The sequence below is a fragment of the Sporosarcina sp. HYO08 genome, assembly GCF_001563475.1.
Classification (GTDB): Bacteria; Bacillota; Bacilli; order Bacillales_A; family Planococcaceae; genus Sporosarcina.
The window spans coordinates 94,430-110,445 of the sequence record NZ_LPUT01000012.1; the positions used below are offsets into that span (position 1 = coordinate 94,430).

The 16,016-nt window shown below is 43.7% G+C and carries 15 protein-coding genes and 3 pseudogenes; 13 read left to right on the forward strand and 5 right to left on the reverse strand.

Going from position 1 to position 16,016, the window contains the following annotated elements; translation table 11 throughout:
* Positions 1–10: 10 nt before the first annotated feature.
* The 11 genes and pseudogenes from AU377_RS04965 to mdh all read left to right on the forward strand — a co-directional run bounded on the left by AU377_RS04965 (position 11) and on the right by mdh (position 9,661).
* A complete protein-coding gene (locus tag AU377_RS04965; protein ID WP_067405090.1) occupies positions 11–526 on the forward strand; it encodes a EutP/PduV family microcompartment system protein in 516 nt (171 codons plus the stop codon).
* A 174-nt stretch (positions 527–700) separates the two neighbouring features.
* Positions 701–2,116, forward strand: coding sequence for an ethanolamine ammonia-lyase reactivating factor EutA (locus AU377_RS04970; RefSeq protein WP_067406043.1), 1,416 nt, complete (start codon positions 701–703; stop codon positions 2,114–2,116).
* Positions 2,117–2,132: 16 nt separating this feature from the next.
* The gene (locus AU377_RS04975) at positions 2,133–3,497 is read left to right on the forward strand and encodes an ethanolamine ammonia-lyase subunit EutB (protein WP_067405093.1); all 1,365 of its coding nucleotides are present in this window, start codon (positions 2,133–2,135) and stop codon (positions 3,495–3,497) included.
* A 12-nt stretch (positions 3,498–3,509) separates the two neighbouring features.
* Positions 3,510–4,481, forward strand: coding sequence for an ethanolamine ammonia-lyase subunit EutC (eutC, locus tag AU377_RS04980; protein ID WP_067405096.1), 972 nt, complete (start codon positions 3,510–3,512; stop codon positions 4,479–4,481).
* Between the two features lie 14 nt (positions 4,482–4,495).
* Entirely contained in the window at positions 4,496–5,143 is a 648-nt protein-coding gene (gene eutL / locus AU377_RS04985) for an ethanolamine utilization microcompartment protein EutL (RefSeq protein ID WP_067405099.1), read from the forward strand.
* Between the two features lie 59 nt (positions 5,144–5,202).
* Complete coding sequence (locus tag AU377_RS04990) at positions 5,203–6,672, forward strand: aldehyde dehydrogenase family protein (RefSeq protein ID WP_172794032.1); 1,470 nt, start codon at positions 5,203–5,205, stop codon at positions 6,670–6,672.
* A gap of 27 nt (positions 6,673–6,699) precedes the next feature.
* Positions 6,700–6,984: a BMC domain-containing protein gene (locus tag AU377_RS04995; RefSeq protein ID WP_067405102.1), complete on the forward strand. Its 285-nt coding sequence runs from the start codon at positions 6,700–6,702 to the stop codon at positions 6,982–6,984.
* Positions 6,985–7,171: 187 nt separating this feature from the next.
* Positions 7,172–7,822: pseudogene (gene pduL / locus AU377_RS05000) on the forward strand (phosphate propanoyltransferase); the annotation flags it as partial.
* A gap of 238 nt (positions 7,823–8,060) precedes the next feature.
* Positions 8,061–8,363, forward strand: a complete 303-nt coding sequence (locus AU377_RS05005; RefSeq protein WP_067405106.1) for a EutN/CcmL family microcompartment protein — start codon at positions 8,061–8,063, stop codon at positions 8,361–8,363.
* A complete protein-coding gene (locus tag AU377_RS05010; RefSeq protein WP_067405107.1) occupies positions 8,338–8,697 on the forward strand; it encodes a BMC domain-containing protein in 360 nt (119 codons plus the stop codon). The genes AU377_RS05005 and AU377_RS05010 overlap by 26 nt, the downstream gene beginning before the upstream one ends.
* 22 nt (positions 8,698–8,719) lie before the next feature.
* Positions 8,720–9,661, forward strand: a complete 942-nt coding sequence (gene mdh / locus AU377_RS05015) for a malate dehydrogenase (RefSeq protein ID WP_067405110.1) — start codon at positions 8,720–8,722, stop codon at positions 9,659–9,661.
* Positions 9,662–9,831: 170 nt separating this feature from the next.
* On the opposite strand, the gene AU377_RS05020 is transcribed toward mdh, so the two are convergent.
* The 4 genes from AU377_RS05020 to AU377_RS05035 all read right to left on the reverse strand — a co-directional run bounded on the left by AU377_RS05020 (position 9,832) and on the right by AU377_RS05035 (position 13,411).
* Positions 9,832–10,566: an MBL fold metallo-hydrolase gene (locus AU377_RS05020; protein ID WP_067406046.1), complete on the reverse strand. Its 735-nt coding sequence runs from the start codon at positions 10,564–10,566 to the stop codon at positions 9,832–9,834.
* A gap of 168 nt (positions 10,567–10,734) precedes the next feature.
* Complete coding sequence (locus tag AU377_RS05025) at positions 10,735–11,628, reverse strand: glycine betaine ABC transporter substrate-binding protein (RefSeq protein WP_156450386.1); 894 nt, start codon at positions 11,626–11,628, stop codon at positions 10,735–10,737.
* Positions 11,628–12,284, reverse strand: coding sequence for an ABC transporter permease (locus tag AU377_RS05030; protein ID WP_067405112.1), 657 nt, complete (start codon positions 12,282–12,284; stop codon positions 11,628–11,630). The genes AU377_RS05025 and AU377_RS05030 overlap by 1 nt, the downstream gene beginning before the upstream one ends.
* On the reverse strand, positions 12,281–13,411 hold the full coding sequence (locus tag AU377_RS05035) for a betaine/proline/choline family ABC transporter ATP-binding protein (protein WP_067405115.1): 1,131 nt from the start codon (positions 13,409–13,411) through the stop codon (positions 12,281–12,283). The genes AU377_RS05030 and AU377_RS05035 overlap by 4 nt, the downstream gene beginning before the upstream one ends.
* 372 nt (positions 13,412–13,783) lie before the next feature.
* Between AU377_RS05035 and AU377_RS05040 the strand changes: the two are divergent.
* Positions 13,784–15,139, forward strand: a pseudogene (locus AU377_RS05040) (IS1182 family transposase).
* 163 nt (positions 15,140–15,302) lie between these two features.
* On the opposite strand, the gene AU377_RS05045 reads toward AU377_RS05040, so the two are convergent.
* Entirely contained in the window at positions 15,303–15,815 is a 513-nt protein-coding gene (locus tag AU377_RS05045) for a DUF3231 family protein (protein ID WP_067405118.1), read from the reverse strand.
* Positions 15,816–15,894: 79 nt separating this feature from the next.
* Between AU377_RS05045 and AU377_RS15475 the strand changes: the two are divergent.
* Positions 15,895–16,014 (forward strand): annotated as a pseudogene (locus AU377_RS15475) (MBL fold metallo-hydrolase); the annotation flags it as partial.
* Positions 16,015–16,016: the final 2 nt, after the last annotated feature.

Here is a 16,016-nt window from a genome sequence, read left to right on the forward strand (position 1 = left end):
GTGTGGTTAGATGAAAAATAGAGCGATGCTTATTGGTGCGATTGACGCAGGGAAGTCGACGTTGACAAATGTCTTATTGGGCAAGGACGATGATGCGGTTAAAACGCAAACGTTGATGTATGATGGCTGGATTGTGGACACACCGGGTGAGTACACAGAGAACCCGATGTACTACAAAAATATTATGGCAACCGCAATGGAAGTTACGCATGTATTTTATTTGCAAGATGCGACAAGCACAAAAACTATTTTCCCGCCTGGTTTTAGCAGTGGGATTGCGAAACTATCTATTGGTGTCATTACGAAATGTGACCATCCTGAAGCAAACATTGCTCGTTCGTTTGATAAAATCAAATCTGTTATTACAAATGGACCGATTGTCATCACATCAGCGGTCGAGGGAAAAGGCATTAACCATTTGAAAGAATTGGTTCAAATGACAAGTATGGAACAAATGAGACGTTACTATGAAGGAAATGCGGAAGATGATTACTTATTGTATACTGATTCACTTTACACCCTCTGAAAAGTGTGATAAGTTATTGATAGAAAAGTAAATGGAATTGGCAAAGACGCCTTTACGATTCGAAGACTAGTCTTCGGGTCTGTAAAGGCGTCTTTTTATCTTTATTCAGCCAAAAATTACGCCGAGTCGTAATTGATTTTTTTAAGGGGTGAGCGTGTGCGGAAGCAAGAAACGATGATCAGTGCAGGAATTGACATTGGCACGAGCACAACGAAGCTTATCATTAGTCGATTTTCATTGATGAATGTAGCAGGAACAACCCATGTACCACGCATTGAAATCGTCGATAAAGAAATTCTTTATAAAAGTCCGATATTTAGAACGCCGTTAATCGATTTTACAACGATTGACGTGGCGGGCATCGAAAAGATTGTCCGTGCACAATACGCAGAAGCGGGAATCGATGCATCTCAAATTGAAACAGGTGCAGTAATTATAACCGGTGAAACCGCGACAAAGCATAATGCGAGTGAAATGCTGCATTACTTGTCAAATGAAGCCGGCGATTTCTTGGTTGCGACAGCAGGCCCTGACTTGGAAGGCATTATTGCAGCCAAGGGTTCGGGGGCTTTCGATCTATCAAACCGAACGAGGAAAGTGATCGCCAACATCGACATCGGTGGTGGGACAGCAAATATAGCAGTTTACAAAGATCAAAAGCTGCTTGGCACCTGCACGATGCATATCGGCGGTCGATTGATCGAATTTAACGATCAACGCGTCGCGTCTATTGCACCATCTATCGGCAGGCTCATCGCGGAGCAAAGTATTCCACTAGAAATTGGTGATTCCATACATACGCCGAGCATTCGACGTGTAACCGATTTCATGGCAGAATCGCTCGGTCGCATATTAAAAAATGATGTGCGACGGGAAGATGAAGTGCTAATCATCGGACATCAGCCGAACTGGCAAGAGGAAATTGATACGATCATGTTTTCAGGTGGCATTTCCGAGTGTATGTACAATCACGAATCTGCCTCTCATCTAGCGCAATACGACGATATTGGAACGCAGCTTGCATCTTCACTGCAACAAGCAAGTTTGCTACAAGCATTTTCGTGGGCTGAACCCGTCGAGACAGTTCGTGCAACAGTCCTAGGGGCGGGGACGCAAACGACTGAAATAAGCGGTGCAACGATTCAAGTTGCGCCGCATGAGCTGCCATTAAAAAACATTCCCGTCTACAACTACGATTTTCAAGAAGATCTAGCCCGAGGGTTAGCTAACTTTGAAGCGGCGATCCAAACGGCGATAGAGATGTTCGATGCAACGCGGGAAGGTCAAAACTTTGCACTTTATTTATCAAACCTTCCTTATATGGGATTTCGGGATATCCAACAGTTGGCTCGCACGATCATGCAAGTCATGTCGCAACGGCCGAAGCCTGGTGAGCCAATAATCCTTGTGTTACAGACTGATCATGCAAAAGTATTAGGTCAAACATTGCTTGCGATGAATGTCCAACAAAGCGTCATTTGTATTGACCAAATAAGTGTCGATCATGGTGATTATATGGACATCGGAAAAATACTGGATGCTGGCGTTGTGCCAGTTGTTGTAAAAACATTAACTTTTCACTCGTCATAAAGGAGAGTGTTAACCATTGAATTTAAAAACGGTTTTAGGCGGAGTCACTTATTCCTTCGCTGATTTAAAAGAAGTAATGGCGAAAGCCAACGAAGAAAAGTCGGGGGACCGATTAGCCGGAGTGGCGGCGGAAACAGTGCAGGAACGAATTGCTGCAAAATCAGTATTGAGCGATATTTTATTGAGCGAGATCCGAAACAATCCGTTAATATCACCTGAAGAAGATGAAGTATCACGCATTATCGAAAATGATATTAACGAGAAAATTTACGGTGAAATACAAAATTGGAGCGTTGCTGAATTACGTGAATACATTTTAAGTAATGAAGTTGGAGACCGTGAGCTGAAACGAGTTAGCAGAGGTCTGACATCTGAAATGATCGCGGCGGTTGCGAAGCTGATGTCCAACTTGGATTTGGTGCATGCGGCAAACAAAATTGAAATCCTTACAACATGCAACATTACGATTGGTCGTAACGGAACGATTTCATCACGCTTGCAGCCAAATCACCCGACAGATAATGTCGATGGCATGATCGCATCCCTTAAAGAGGGGCTTAGCTATGGGGTTGGCGATGCAGTAATTGGGATTAACCCTGTCGATGATTCTGTCGAAAGTGTCAAGCGACTCTTACACGCAACAAAGGATTTCATGAATGAATGGGAAATTCCAACTCAAAACTGTGTACTGGCACATGTCACTACACAAATGAAAGCGATTGAACAAGGTGCACCCGCTGATATGATCTTCCAAAGTATCGCTGGAACAGAAAAAGCTAACCGTTCATTTGGAATTTCAGCAGACCTCATTGCCGAAGCGAAAGATCTTGCATTAAAGCAGGGCACGGGATCTGGACCGCAAGTTATGTACTTTGAAACGGGGCAAGGTTCTGAGCTTTCCGCGGAAGCACATTACGGGATTGACCAGCTAACGCTCGAATCTCGCAACTATGGGTTTGCGAGACATTATGATCCTTTTATTGTCAACACGGTTGTAGGTTTTATCGGACCGGAGTATTTGTACAATAACAAACAAGTGATTCGAGCGGGGCTTGAGGATCACTTCATGGGTAAAATGCACGGAATACCAATGGGCGTTGACATTTGTTATACGAACCATATTAAAGCGGATCAAAATGATATTGAAGACTTGAGTGTTTTATTATCGGCTGCGGGGGTCAACTTCATCATCGCGGCACCAATGGGAGACGACGTCATGCTGAATTACCAGTCCATGAGCTATCACGACGTTGCGACGTTATTAAACACATTTGGTAAAACACCAGCACCAGAATATTTGCAGTGGCTTGAAAAAATGGGGATTTACGAAAATGGTCGTCTAAGCGCGCGCGCTGGAGATCCGACAATATTCACACGATAGGAGATGACGTCTGTGAATGAACAATTGATTGAGCAAATTACTAAAATGGTTGTTGAAAAACTGCAAACGACAAACGTCCGATCAGATGTCCGTGAAAAAGACAGGACGGAAATGCCTGTCCAACTTTATCAACAGTCCGCGACAGGCAATTTCAGGGAAGAAAAAGTAATCAATACAACGCCTGGTAACGTAAAGTTTTTCAATACAGTTTCACAAGAAGCAAAGCCAAGTCATATTAAGTCTCATCCAAATGAGTCGATTGAAAGTGATAAGAAAAAGGAAGAAGAACTAGCTAAGCTTCGTAAGAAAACACCTGCCCGCATTGCGGTAGGCAGAGCAGGTTCAAGGCCCAAAACAAACACATGGTTGCAGTTTAGATATGACCATGCTGCAGCTGTCGATGCTGTTTACGGTGAAGTTCCGAAAGAAATTTTGGATGGCTTAAACTTTTTCCAAGTTCAGTCGAAAGTTGTTGATAAAGAAGAATACATTCGTCGACCAGATCTAGGGAGACGGTTGTCAGACGATTCCGTTCGCACTGTGAAGGAAAAATGTAAGCACGCACCGACTGTTCAAATAGTTGCATCCAATGGTTTAAGTGCAAAAGCAATCGAAGAAAACTTGGAAGACGTCTATTTGTCGCTCGAGCAATCGTTAAATAACCTAAATATCGATATGGGCACAACTTTCTATATTGATAAAGGACGCGTTGCATTGATGGATGAAATCGGAGAAATCCTACAACCGGACGTTGTCATTATTTTAATCGGTGAACGTCCAGGACTTGTGTCTGCCGAGTCTTTAAGTGCGTATATTTGCTACAAACCGCGTTTTGGCACAATTGAAGCAGATCGTATGGTTGTGTCTAACATCCATAAAGGCGGAATTCCACCGGTTGAAGCAGGTGCTTATTTAGGAACACTCATCCAAAAAATCTTGAAGCACGAAGCGAGTGGCGTATCTCTTGTCAAAAAAGAAGGGTAGGAGGTGTGTCAGTAATGGATAAAATTTATGCGGATATTTTGTCGATGCAAGTCATTCCAAACGTAGATGCGGGGTTGGCCAAGCAGTTTAACTTAAAACCTTATCAACGCAGCCTTGGATTGTTCACGACGAACATTGATGATATTGGTTATACGGCTGCCGATGAAGCAACAAAAACTTCAGATGTTGAAGTTGTGTATGCCAAAAGTTTTTATGCCGGCGCTGCACATGCCTCCGGACCTCTCTCGGGAGAATTCATCGGCATTATTGCGGGTCCTTCCCCAGAGGAAGTGAAAAGCGGTCTCGACTCTATTCGGATTACGATTGAGAACAGCGCTTATTTTGAAGCCATTAATGGGAATCAAGATCATGCAATGTTTGCCCATACCATATCCAGTTGCGGCAGCTACTTAGCGGAGCTTGCGGGCGTAAGGGAAGGACAGGCACTCGCTTACTTAATCGCACCGCCGATCGAAGCAGTTGTCGGCTTGGATGCTGCTTTAAAAGCAGCGGACGTGACAGTATGTGAATTCTTTTCACCGCCTTCTGAAACAAACTTTGGCGGCGGTCTCTTAACGGGAAGCCAATCGTCATGTCAAGCGGCAGCTGATGCATTTAGAGAGGCCGTTTCCAATATGGCGAGGCGGCCATTAGATTACTAAGGCAAGGAGTGAAACATGTGGTAACAGCGATTGATGCAGATTTATTAGCCCAGCAGGAAATGCGTACAGCTGTAAAAACGGCTAAAGAAGCACAGCAGGCTTATATGAGCTACACACAAGAACAGGTCGACCGGATTGTTCAAGCAGTTGCTGAAGCAGCGTTTGCACAATCTGAAAGACTTGCCCAAATGGCAGTAGAAGAAACAGGAATGGGTGTAGCCGCCCATAAAAAAATTAAAAACGAAGTCGGCTCCAAAGCTGTTTATGAAAGCATTAAAGATGTGAAAACAGTAGGAATTATCGACGAAGACAAAGTGAACAAAGTGGTTGAAATTGCAGCGCCATTTGGTGTGGTAGCGGCAATCATTCCGACGACGAACCCAACGTCTACGGCATTTTTTAAAACGTTAATCGCCTTAAAAACACGAAATGCAGTTGTCGTCAGTCCGCATCCATATGCGGTGAATTGTACACATGAAGCATTGAAAGTTTGTGACGCTGCTGCTGTAGCGGCGGGGGCGCCAAAAGGTTTAATCCAATGTTTGACAATGTCTTCGATGGAAGCAACTCAACAGCTGATGAAGCATCCTGATGTGAACCTGATTTTGGCAACAGGGGGCGGTGCACTTGTCAAAGCGGCGTACAGCTCTGGTAAGCCTGCGTACGGGGTAGGTCCAGGGAACGTACCGGTTTACATTGAACGTTCTGCCAAAATTGAAAAAGCAGTCAAAGATATTGTTGACAGTAAATCATTCGATTACGGGACGATTTGTGCGACTGAGCAGGCAATCGTCGTGGATCGAAACGTATCGGAACTCGTGACGCGTGAGCTGAAGAAAAATGGCGCATATATTTTATCAGACGATGAAAAGCGGTTGATGGAGAAAACGATTTCTCCTATACCGGGGAAAGTGAACCCGAAAATTGTTGGGAAAAGCCCGCAAACGATTGCACAATTGGCCGGTATCACGATTCCTGAAGGAACGCGCATTATCGTTGGAATGGAAACAGAAGTTGGCAAAAACACTCCGTTTTCACTTGAGAAATTATCGCCGGTATTTGCCATGTACGTTGCGAATGATGTAAAAGATGCAAAAGATATTTGTCTGTCACTTTTAAACTTGGGCGGACGCGGCCATTCACTATCCCTTCACACGGAAAATGATGCAATTGCACGCGAGTTTGCAGTGGAAATGCCAGTTTCCCGGATTATGGTCAATACGATGTCTTCTGTTGGAGCTGTCGGTGGAACAACGGGTCTTATGCCGTCACTCACACTCGGCTGTGGATCTTTTGGAGGCAACATTACATCCGATAACGTAACAGCCAAGCATTTATTGAACATTAAACGCATGGCTTACGGCATCAAAGAAGTACAGCCTCCAAAAAATGATGGCGGTGCTGTAACAGCCAGCCCGCAAGATCAAATTGTCTCTCAAGTGATGCAGGCAATGGGCTCAACTAACACAGTCGATCCGGAAATGGTCAAAGGTTTAGTCAGTGAAATCGTTAAACAACTAACAAAATAAAACTAATTTTTCTAGGAGGAAACAAATATGAACAGAGAAGGTACAGCATTAGGAATGGTAGAAACTAAAGGATTAATCGGTTCAATTGAAGCAGCGGACGCAATGGTAAAGGCTGCAAGTGTTAACTTAGTTGGAAAAGTACATGTTGGAGGCGGAATTGTAACAGTTTTAGTGCGCGGTGATGTAGGTGCGGTTAAAGCGGCAACAGACGCAGGTGCGGCAGCAGCACAGCGCGTAGGCGAATTGCTATCTGTACACGTAATTCCAAGACCACACAATGAACTTGAAATGATCTTACCTTCTGGAAGCTAAGGAACATAGATAAGTTGAACTAATGAACGCATAAAAGTATATGTGAATTTTAAGCTGAACTAGCGAAGGTGCCTTCCAAGCGGGAGGCATTCGCAAGCACCGAAGCGATATTAGTAGAAATTTTTAGTTCGATTTATGTAGTTGAAAAGGCGAATGGTTCTACAGTTTATTGAAAGGTGGAAATGACATGGATCAGCAATTGATCGAAAAAATTGTAGGAGAAGTACTTGGACAATTAAGCCAAGCGGGCGTTCAACCATCCGAACCCTCTTCTGCAAATGCAATTCCAATCGCTGTTTCTGCTCGTCACGTCCACTTGTCGCAAGAACATGTTGAGGCACTTTTTGGTAAAGGGTATACATTAACACAAAGAGCAGAATTATCCCAGCCAGGTCAATTTGCTGCCAATGAGACAGTTGTCGTTGCAGGTCCCAAAGGCAGTATTGAACGTGTGCGAGTTCTTGGACCTGCACGCTCATTGACGCAAGTTGAAGTAAGCTGGACAGATGCTATGAAGCTTGGCGTTAAACCGCCGCTTCGTGAATCTGGAAATATTGCGGGCTCTGGAGCCATTACCCTGATTGGTCCCAAAGGCAGTATTTACTTGCATGAAGGACTCATAGTTGCACAGGCTCATATTCATATGCAGCCTCAAGATGCATTGCGTTTAGGCGTACAAAATGGCGAGTGTGTCACAGTAGAAGCAGACGGAATCCGGCCGATCGCTTTTCGAAATGTGAAAATACGCGTGTCTGAACGATATCGTTTAGAAATGCATATTGATACGGATGAAGCGAATGCGGGTTTCATCACGCAAGGAACCATTGGACGAATTGTATCGAGCGAAGGTTCTGGTTCTCGTCCAATGGAATTAACTGACGGAAAAGTACCGGAGCGTTCAGTTCCACAATCTCATTATTTCAAGAAGAAACTGCTTTCAAATGGGGATCTTCGTGAAATCAAAGCTGCCGAAATTGTCGTTGAAAAAGGTACAATTGTTACTGCGTTAGCACGCGATACGGCAAGAGAACTGGGTAAAACGATTACGGTCGGTAAATAGAAAAGGTGATTACGATATGCGAATCGGAAGAGTGATCGGAAACGTTTGGGCAACACGTAAAGAAGAAGGGTTGCAAGGATTAAAATTACTTGTGATTCAACCATTAGACGCATATGGAAACCCGATTCAAACGCATTTTGTGGCGGCTGACCGCATCGGAGCCGGAATCGGAGATGATGTCTTAGTGACAAGCGGCGGATCATCCCGCTTCATTGATCGAAATAACCCAATGCCTATTGACGCGGTCATTATCGGGATCATCGATGCAACAGAAGTGGAAAGAGGTGAATTGAATGGGTCAAGCGATCGGAATGATTGAAACAAAAGGGTTGGTCGGTTCCATCGAAGCGGCAGACGCAATGATTAAAGCGGCCAATGTCCGGTTGATCAAACAAGAATTCGTTGACGGCGGCATCGTTACAGTCATCGTACAAGGCGATGTCGGTGCAGTTCAGGCGGCAGTAGATGCGGGGCGCGATGCAGTAGAACGTACAGGCGAACTGCTCGGTGCGCACGTCATTCCACGTCCGGATGAATCAGTTTTTGGCATGGTTAAACCCCTAGAAGAACAAAAAGATGAGGAACAGCAAAAACAAGCAAAGTCTAAAGCCCCTGCAGCAAAAGCGCAAGCAGCTAAAAAGACAGATGCATAAGGTACGAAAGGGTTGAACATAAATGGCATTTCGGAGAAATAAAATCGCTGTCATCGGTGCTGGGAACACAGGTGCTACAACGGCTTTGTTGGCGGTCCAAAAAGAATTAGGTGACATCGTTCTATTGGACATTCCAGAGCTTGACGGTCCGACGAAGGGTAAAGCACTGGACATGCTTCAAACAGGACCTGTTCAACAGTTCAACGCCAAAATTAAAGGCACGTCTAATTACGAAGACATTCAAGATGCGGATATGGTTATCATCACTGCGGGTATTGCGCGTAAACCAGGGATGAGCCGTGACGACCTTGTTTCCACGAATGCAAAAATCATGCGTCATGTATCTGAGCAGATTAAAAAATATGCTCCAAACAGTTACGTGCTCATTTTAAGTAACCCTGTTGATGCAATGACATACGTTTGCTACAAAACAACAGGATTTCCTAAAAATCGAGTCATCGGTCAATCGGGCGTTCTTGATACTGCGCGTTTCAACACATTTGTGGCGGAAGAGCTTAACATTTCCGTCGAGGACATTTCTGGCTTCGTACTAGGCGGTCACGGCGATGACATGGTACCACTCGTAAGATATTCTTACGCGGGTGGCATTCCATTGGAAAAAATCCTTCCACAAGAACGTCTTGATGCGATCGTAGAACGTACAAGAAAGGGCGGCGGCGAAATCGTTTCTCTTCTTGGTAACGGAAGCGCATACTATGCACCAGCTGCATCTTTAATCGAAATGGCAGAAGCAATTATTAAGGATAAAAAGCGTATCCTTCCATCGATCGCATACTTAGAAGGCGAGTACGGCTACAGCGATCTATACCTGGGCGTACCAACCGTAATCGGCGGAAACGGTATCGAAAGTGTTATTGAACTGCCGCTTACAAGCGAAGAAAAAATCGCACTCGACAAATCTGTTGAGTCTGTAAAATCTGTGTTGAAGATTTGTAATGGTTAAGGAACTAGCAAAACTACACTTCTTTGAAAATAGGGAAGTTCACTGCACTTGTTCAAAATAGGTATTCATCCAAACATTAAGCGAAAGCTGAAATTACTTGGTTGTCGGCTTCTATTTTAACTTTTATGCTTCTAAGCACTAAAAGGCTGCTTGCGCAGCCTTTTTTCTATTTAAAGCACATACTCTTTTCCAACCTCCGCCAGTTCGGCAGATCCATCATAATGCACTTTTGCCGCTTGTAAAATTTCCTCAATATTGCCGTGCAACGGTAAATGGGTCAGAATGAGCTGCTTTACATTGGCTAAATGTGCAAGATTCCCTGCTTCGCTTCCGCCCATATGCCCCGGTGCTTTTCCAACATGCTCTTCATATAAATTGGCCTCGCTTATAAGGATGTCCGCATCGCGCGCAAATTCAACTAACTCCTCTTGCCATTCTGTATCCGCTGTTAAAACGATGGAGTGATCTGTTGTTTGGAATTTCATTGCTAGGCAATAAACTGGATGCTTTGTCTCGCAAAATGAAACGTCAAAAGGCCCGATTTGAATCGTCTCTTCTTTTGAAATAGGAATTCCAATTGTTTGTTCTTTATAAGAAAGCTTTCCGAAATTTTCTGGATCTTCCTGGTGACCGTAAATAGGAAGCGGTTTTAATGGCTTGCCAAGATAATAATTGATCAGTCGGCTATATTGAAGACTGCCTATATCTGCGATATGGTCTGCATGATAATGACTAATGACGACTGCATCTAATTTTTCTAATGGTAAGTAGTTTTGCAAGGAAGAAAGAACCCCGCTGCCACAATCAATAAGACAATGAAAGCCTTCATGCTCGAGCAGAAATGATGATGTCGCGCTATTTGCCTTCGGATATCCGCCCCAAATGCCGATTGGAACAATTTTCATAATTTGTGCCTCCTTTGTTAGTAGTAGTGTAACGCGGAGATGCGGGATTGAAAAGTTTTGCGCAGAAGAGAGCCAAGGCGCGGTCATAAATCCCGTCAAGGCGATCACAAAATCCGCCGCCATATACAAAAAGCCGCACCCCATTTAACGGAAGGTGCGGCTTTACATTTATTTCTTTTCTTCAATTAACCCCGACTCAACAAGAAAATCATGAGCGACAGTTTCCACCATCATCCCGTCATTGTCAACTTTGGCATTCATTTTCTGCATCGCTTCTTCATTGATCATACCTTCCAGCTTTTTTAAAACCTCTTCTATTTCTGGATATATTTCCAACGTTTCTTTCCTTACAAGTGGAAGCGCATGATATGGCGGGAAGTAGGACTTATCATCCTCCAATACACGCAAATCGTAATCTTGCAACTGACCGTCTGTCGTGTAGGAGTTGATGACGTCTACCTCTTTCGCGCCAATGGAACGATACATGATGCCGTGGTCCATTCCTTTGACGTCTTTGAATTTCAAACCGTATTCTTTCTGGAAGCCCGGTAAGCCATCCGGTCGGTCGATAAATTCAAAAACGGCACCAAGGATAAAGTCTTCCGAGTATTTGGCAAAGTCACTGAACGTTTTGACACCAAGTTCTTCTGCTTTTGCTTCATCCAACGCTAACGTATACGTATTGTTAAACCCAAATGTGTTGAAAGCGATGATCCCGTCTTCATCGACAAGCCGTTTCGTCAATTCTAGTGTTTCCTCGGCTGTACCTGGCTCCTCGTGATAATAGTTGACGACGATAGTACCCGTGTAATCGGGAATTACATCAATTAAACCATTGAGCATGGCATTCCAAACGACATTGGAGCCGCCGAGGTTTTCTTTGTAGATGACGTCAATATCTGTTTGATCTTCAATCAATTGTCCCATGACATGCGACAAAATAATGCTTTCCGTATTGTTTCGTGAGCCTAATGTTAAGGAATCTTTTTCAATAAAAATACAGCCGGCCAACATGCTTGTTACGAGCCCTATGACAAGCAATGCAATCAATTTTCTTCTCATCAAGATTTCAATCCCTTCGGCGTCGTCCACTTTTCAAACGCCCCGAAAAGTGTTTCCAGGATGATCGCAAGAAGGGCCGCCGGAATGGCTCCAAGTAGAATTAAACCGTCAATTCCGCGTGTAATTCCAAGGAAGATGAAATCACCCAATCCGCCTGCACCAATAAAGGCTGCTAATGTTGCGTTACCAACGTTAATAACCGCGGCTGTTCGAATCCCGGCCATAATAACAGGTAGGGCTAACGGCAACTCAACTTTGAAAAGAATTTGCATATTCGTCATGCCCATTCCTTTCGCTGCTTCAGTCGTCGCTTTGTCGACGTCCTTAATCCCTGCGTAAGTGTTTCGAATGATTGGCAGAAGCGAATAGAGGAATAGTGCCGCGATCGCTGTTTTCACGCCAATTCCAAAAATCGGGATCATAAACCCGAGCAAAGCTAGACTTGGAATGGTTTGCATAATCCCTGCGCCGCCAAGCACAAAGGTTGTCAGCTTTGGAATACGTGACACTAGGATTCCGAGGGTAACACCAAGAGCAATGGCAATGAGCATCGAGAAAAATACGAGCTGAATATGGACAAATGTCGATTCAAGGACTTCTCCCCATCGTGCCTGTAACTGTTGAACGAGTTGTTCCCATATATTTAATTGATTCATTGGTCTTCCTCCGTTTCTGTCCATTGGCTGGACATGGCGGATAACAGTGAACCTCGTGTAACGACCCCAAGGATTCTTTGTCTTTCATCGACAACCGGAATAATTCCAAAAGGCGCGTTGTCCATTAAAACAATGGCGTCTTCGGCACTTGCCGTGTCATGGAGGAAAGGTTCACGGGATAGCATAATTTCTTCTATCGTTTTAATATCATCTAACTTTTTAATCACATCGTACGCAGAAACGATTCCGAGTAGCTTGTTGTCATCATCGACAATAATAAGATTTGTGATTTTGCGCTGCCGGATGAGCGAGAGTGCTTTTTCCGGAGACCTTTGGGGAGGAGAGGTAATCACGGTTTCCGACATAATTTCGGTAACAGGCATCAGGTCAGGATTTTGGGTAATCCGGTGTTTCCCGATGAACTCCTCTACAAATCCGTGGGCTGGTTCGTGAAGTAATTTTTCTGGAGAATCCAATTGTAGAAGCTTGCCATCTTTCATAATTGCGATGCGATCGCCCATTTTTAACGCTTCATCCATATCATGTGTAACGAAAACAAAGGTCTTATTTAATTTTTTATGCAGTGCACTGACTTCGGCTTGCAGCTGATCACGTGTAAGCGGATCAAGTGCACTAAACGGTTCATCCATTAAAATGATATCGGGGTTAGCGGCGAGCGCCCTAGCGATCCCGATTCGCTGCTGTTGTCCGCCCGAAAGTTCTTTTGGGTAACGAGTGGCGTATATTTCGGGGTCGAGCCCAACTAATTCAAGCAATTCATTTACCCGCGCTTTAATTTCTTTTTCATTCCAACCTTTCATTTGTGGCACAATCGCGATATTCTTTTCGATTGTATAGTGCGGGAAAAGCCCGATTTGCTGAATGACATAGCCGATACCTCTTCTCAGTTCAGAAGCGTTATAAGAGTTGATGTCTTTCCCGTTGATGGAAATCGTGCCACTTGTATGCGGTTCCATTTTATTAATCATTTTCATCGTTGTAGACTTACCTGAACCACTAGGCCCAATAATGACGAGAAATTCACCTTCTGCAATCTCAAAGCTGATGGATTTCACGGCTTGGAAGCCGTCATCATACACCTTACTGACATTTTCAAATTTTAACATACAATCCCCCTATAGTTTTTCACTACAAATTTATTTCCAAATACTATATAAAAAAGTAATTTGGAGCGATAAAAAAAGAAGACATATAGGCGTTTGAAATTGCTTCAAGCCATGTCTTATTCATCTAGCATAGCATATTAAATGAATCTCTGGACGAATTTTTTAAAAATTAGTAGTTTTCTATCACTACTTTGATTTATTTCAACAGCTATGTTAAGAGTATGCAAATAAACGATTTATATATGAATGAATTTCATAATTCCTAGCCCTTGTCTCACAAGGGTTTGTAGACATCAAAAAGGAAGTACCTCCCCAAGTCTTGTATAATGGTAGTCGACGAAAACATCCCAAAAGACTGGAGCGGTACTCCCTATGACCATTATATGACAACAGAGCTTATTTAGCATTGAAGAATTATACGAATTGGAACCTACCCAAAAATATGAGGAGATCATGGCGGCCATCGATCTGGATGCGCTTTTCCATGAAATCAAAAAGAAATCCCGCTTGGGTGCGCCTGCTGAATTGAATTACGGCGCGATGATTGTAAGTGTTTTCGCACGTTATATAGAACGGATTCCAACAATCAAAGACCTCATCAAGCGATTGAGTAACGACCTCTCTTTCAAGCTGGATTGCGGGTTCAAGGTCTCAGACAGTGTTCCTTCAGAGGCGTCTTACAGCCGTCTTCTTACTAAGCTGACTGAAACCGATATCCTTGAAAAGGTACAAGAGACGATTGTCTTGAATGCCATCTCAGAGGACTTTATCCAAGATGACACAGTGGCGATTGACGCTACTCATTTTAAGGCACGTGACAAAGCGCCAGCCAAACAGGAAAAACTGAAAGCCGAACCTAAAAAACGCGGCCGTAAAAAGAAGGAAGAACGTGAACAATGGCTGGCCAAACAGGCAGAACAGGAAGCGAATCTTCCACTATACGAAAAGAAAATCGAAGCACAGTTGGATGAACCGCTTGCCCGGCTTCGTGCTGAAGTTCCCCAAGACCCCAAATGGGGTGTCAAGAAAAACAGTGAGGGGCAGAACGTGTTCTGGTTCGGCTATAAAGGGCATTTGGCAGTAAGTACGTCTAGTCAATATATTCTGCAATCCCTATTTTCTTCTGGAAGCCTGAATGACGGAAAGGCTGCCATCCCGCTGTTGAAAGGGATCGAAGAACGACTTCCACTTCACAATCTGACGTATCATACGATGGACGCCGGTTACGATTTTGAAGCAATCTACGAACAAGTACATCGTATGGAACAACGATCTATCATCGCTTATAATAAGCGGAATGAACCTGAGCCCATCGGATTCGACGAACATTTCGCACCAACTTGTTTCAGGGAGCATTCCTATTGTTACGATAGCTATGATGCCAAATATGAAACGTTGAAATACACGCGGCCAAAGGAGTGTGCAGATTGTCCGCTCGCAAACGAGGGCATCTGTCAGAAAGTATACAAAGTGAAGGTCACCACAGATTTACGTAGATACAGTACACCGGCCCGTGGTTCCAAAGCATGGAAAATGCTTTTTAATCGCCGGACCGCCGTAGAACGCGTCAATGCTTATCTGAAGGAATTCTTCCAATTGAACAACGTCCGCTATCGGACTGGAAAACGCGCGAAAGTTCACTTCGGCTTACTCGTGCTTGTTTACAATGCTTCAAAACTCGCTGTCGATCGAATCGGTGTACGTTTGAACCAAATTCAAGCTGCATGATTTCTGTTTTTTGAAATACAAATGTAAATTCTGCCCTTGTTTGTATTTTTAAAAAGAGCAATTATGAAATTGATTCATATGTATAAAATAGTCCTTTAAAACTAATTTATTGAAGTTGGTTTTTGGCATAAATAATGCCCCTAAAAATTCAGGGGCATTCAAATTACTCATTATTTACACTGCTGGAATGAAGTGGAGGAGGAACGACCCATCCTTTTTCTTTAGCTAGCCGCAACGCCTTTAAGCCAAACTTCGCACGCTCCATATGATACTTCCCAAACATCATGCCAATGTCTTCACGGAGACATTGCCCAATGACAGCACTGCATGAAACGAGCCCTTTACCGACATCACTACCAACAGCTGTAGCAATTTCTAGATCTGTGAATCTTGCCCCGACTGGAATTTCCTCTGCATTCGCTTTTGGGCGATCTGGTGCGGCAGGCGGCAGTGCAATACCGTTATCTTTCAATAACCCTTCAAGTTCTTTTTTCTCCGACTTCATTAGGTCGATGGCTTCTTTTACCAGCTTGCCAAGATCTCCATCGCCTACATGATTGATAAACGCTTCGTATCCACTAATTAATCCGTTGTTTGCCGCGATAAACGCCCATACGCCAATGACTTCACCATAATGCATGGGTTCATTTTTGGGATTTCCTGACATAACGCCCATATTTAAGAACTCCTCCTTGATAATTTTCAATACAAGTCTAAGGTGTGCGTAATGAAAAATATTATTCATGATGGTATCTGTTGCGATTACCGGACATGGATTGCCGATGTCGGGTGAAGAACTAAGTGATAATTTACAAAAACTTTCCCAACAATTTGATCAAATTGCCATTCCTGATTATGGGAAATATATTCAATAGCT

What these genes read in the sequence shown, in the direction of transcription:
- AU377_RS05005 (WP_067405106.1), top strand. Translation starts at nt 8,061, where the DNA reads ATGCGAATCGGAAGAGTGATCGGAAACGTTTGGGCAACACGTAAAGAA.
- AU377_RS04965 (WP_067405090.1), top strand. Translation starts at nt 11, where the DNA reads ATGAAAAATAGAGCGATGCTTATTGGTGCGATTGACGCAGGGAAGTCG.
- AU377_RS05010 (WP_067405107.1), top strand. Translation starts at nt 8,338, where the DNA reads ATGGGTCAAGCGATCGGAATGATTGAAACAAAAGGGTTGGTCGGTTCC.
- eutL (WP_067405099.1), top strand. Translation starts at nt 4,496, where the DNA reads ATGGATAAAATTTATGCGGATATTTTGTCGATGCAAGTCATTCCAAAC.
- AU377_RS05045 (WP_067405118.1), bottom strand. Translation starts at nt 15,815, where the DNA reads ATGGGCGTTATGTCAGGAAATCCCAAAAATGAACCCATGCATTATGGT.
- AU377_RS04990 (WP_172794032.1), top strand. Translation starts at nt 5,203, where the DNA reads ATGCGTACAGCTGTAAAAACGGCTAAAGAAGCACAGCAGGCTTATATG.
- AU377_RS05035 (WP_067405115.1), bottom strand. Translation starts at nt 13,411, where the DNA reads ATGTTAAAATTTGAAAATGTCAGTAAGGTGTATGATGACGGCTTCCAA.
- mdh (WP_067405110.1), top strand. Translation starts at nt 8,720, where the DNA reads ATGGCATTTCGGAGAAATAAAATCGCTGTCATCGGTGCTGGGAACACA.
- AU377_RS05020 (WP_067406046.1), bottom strand. Translation starts at nt 10,566, where the DNA reads ATGAAAATTGTTCCAATCGGCATTTGGGGCGGATATCCGAAGGCAAAT.
- AU377_RS04995 (WP_067405102.1), top strand. Translation starts at nt 6,700, where the DNA reads ATGAACAGAGAAGGTACAGCATTAGGAATGGTAGAAACTAAAGGATTA.
- AU377_RS05030 (WP_067405112.1), bottom strand. Translation starts at nt 12,284, where the DNA reads ATGAATCAATTAAATATATGGGAACAACTCGTTCAACAGTTACAGGCA.
- AU377_RS05025 (WP_156450386.1), bottom strand. Translation starts at nt 11,628, where the DNA reads ATGAGAAGAAAATTGATTGCATTGCTTGTCATAGGGCTCGTAACAAGC.
- AU377_RS04970 (WP_067406043.1), top strand. Translation starts at nt 701, where the DNA reads ATGATCAGTGCAGGAATTGACATTGGCACGAGCACAACGAAGCTTATC.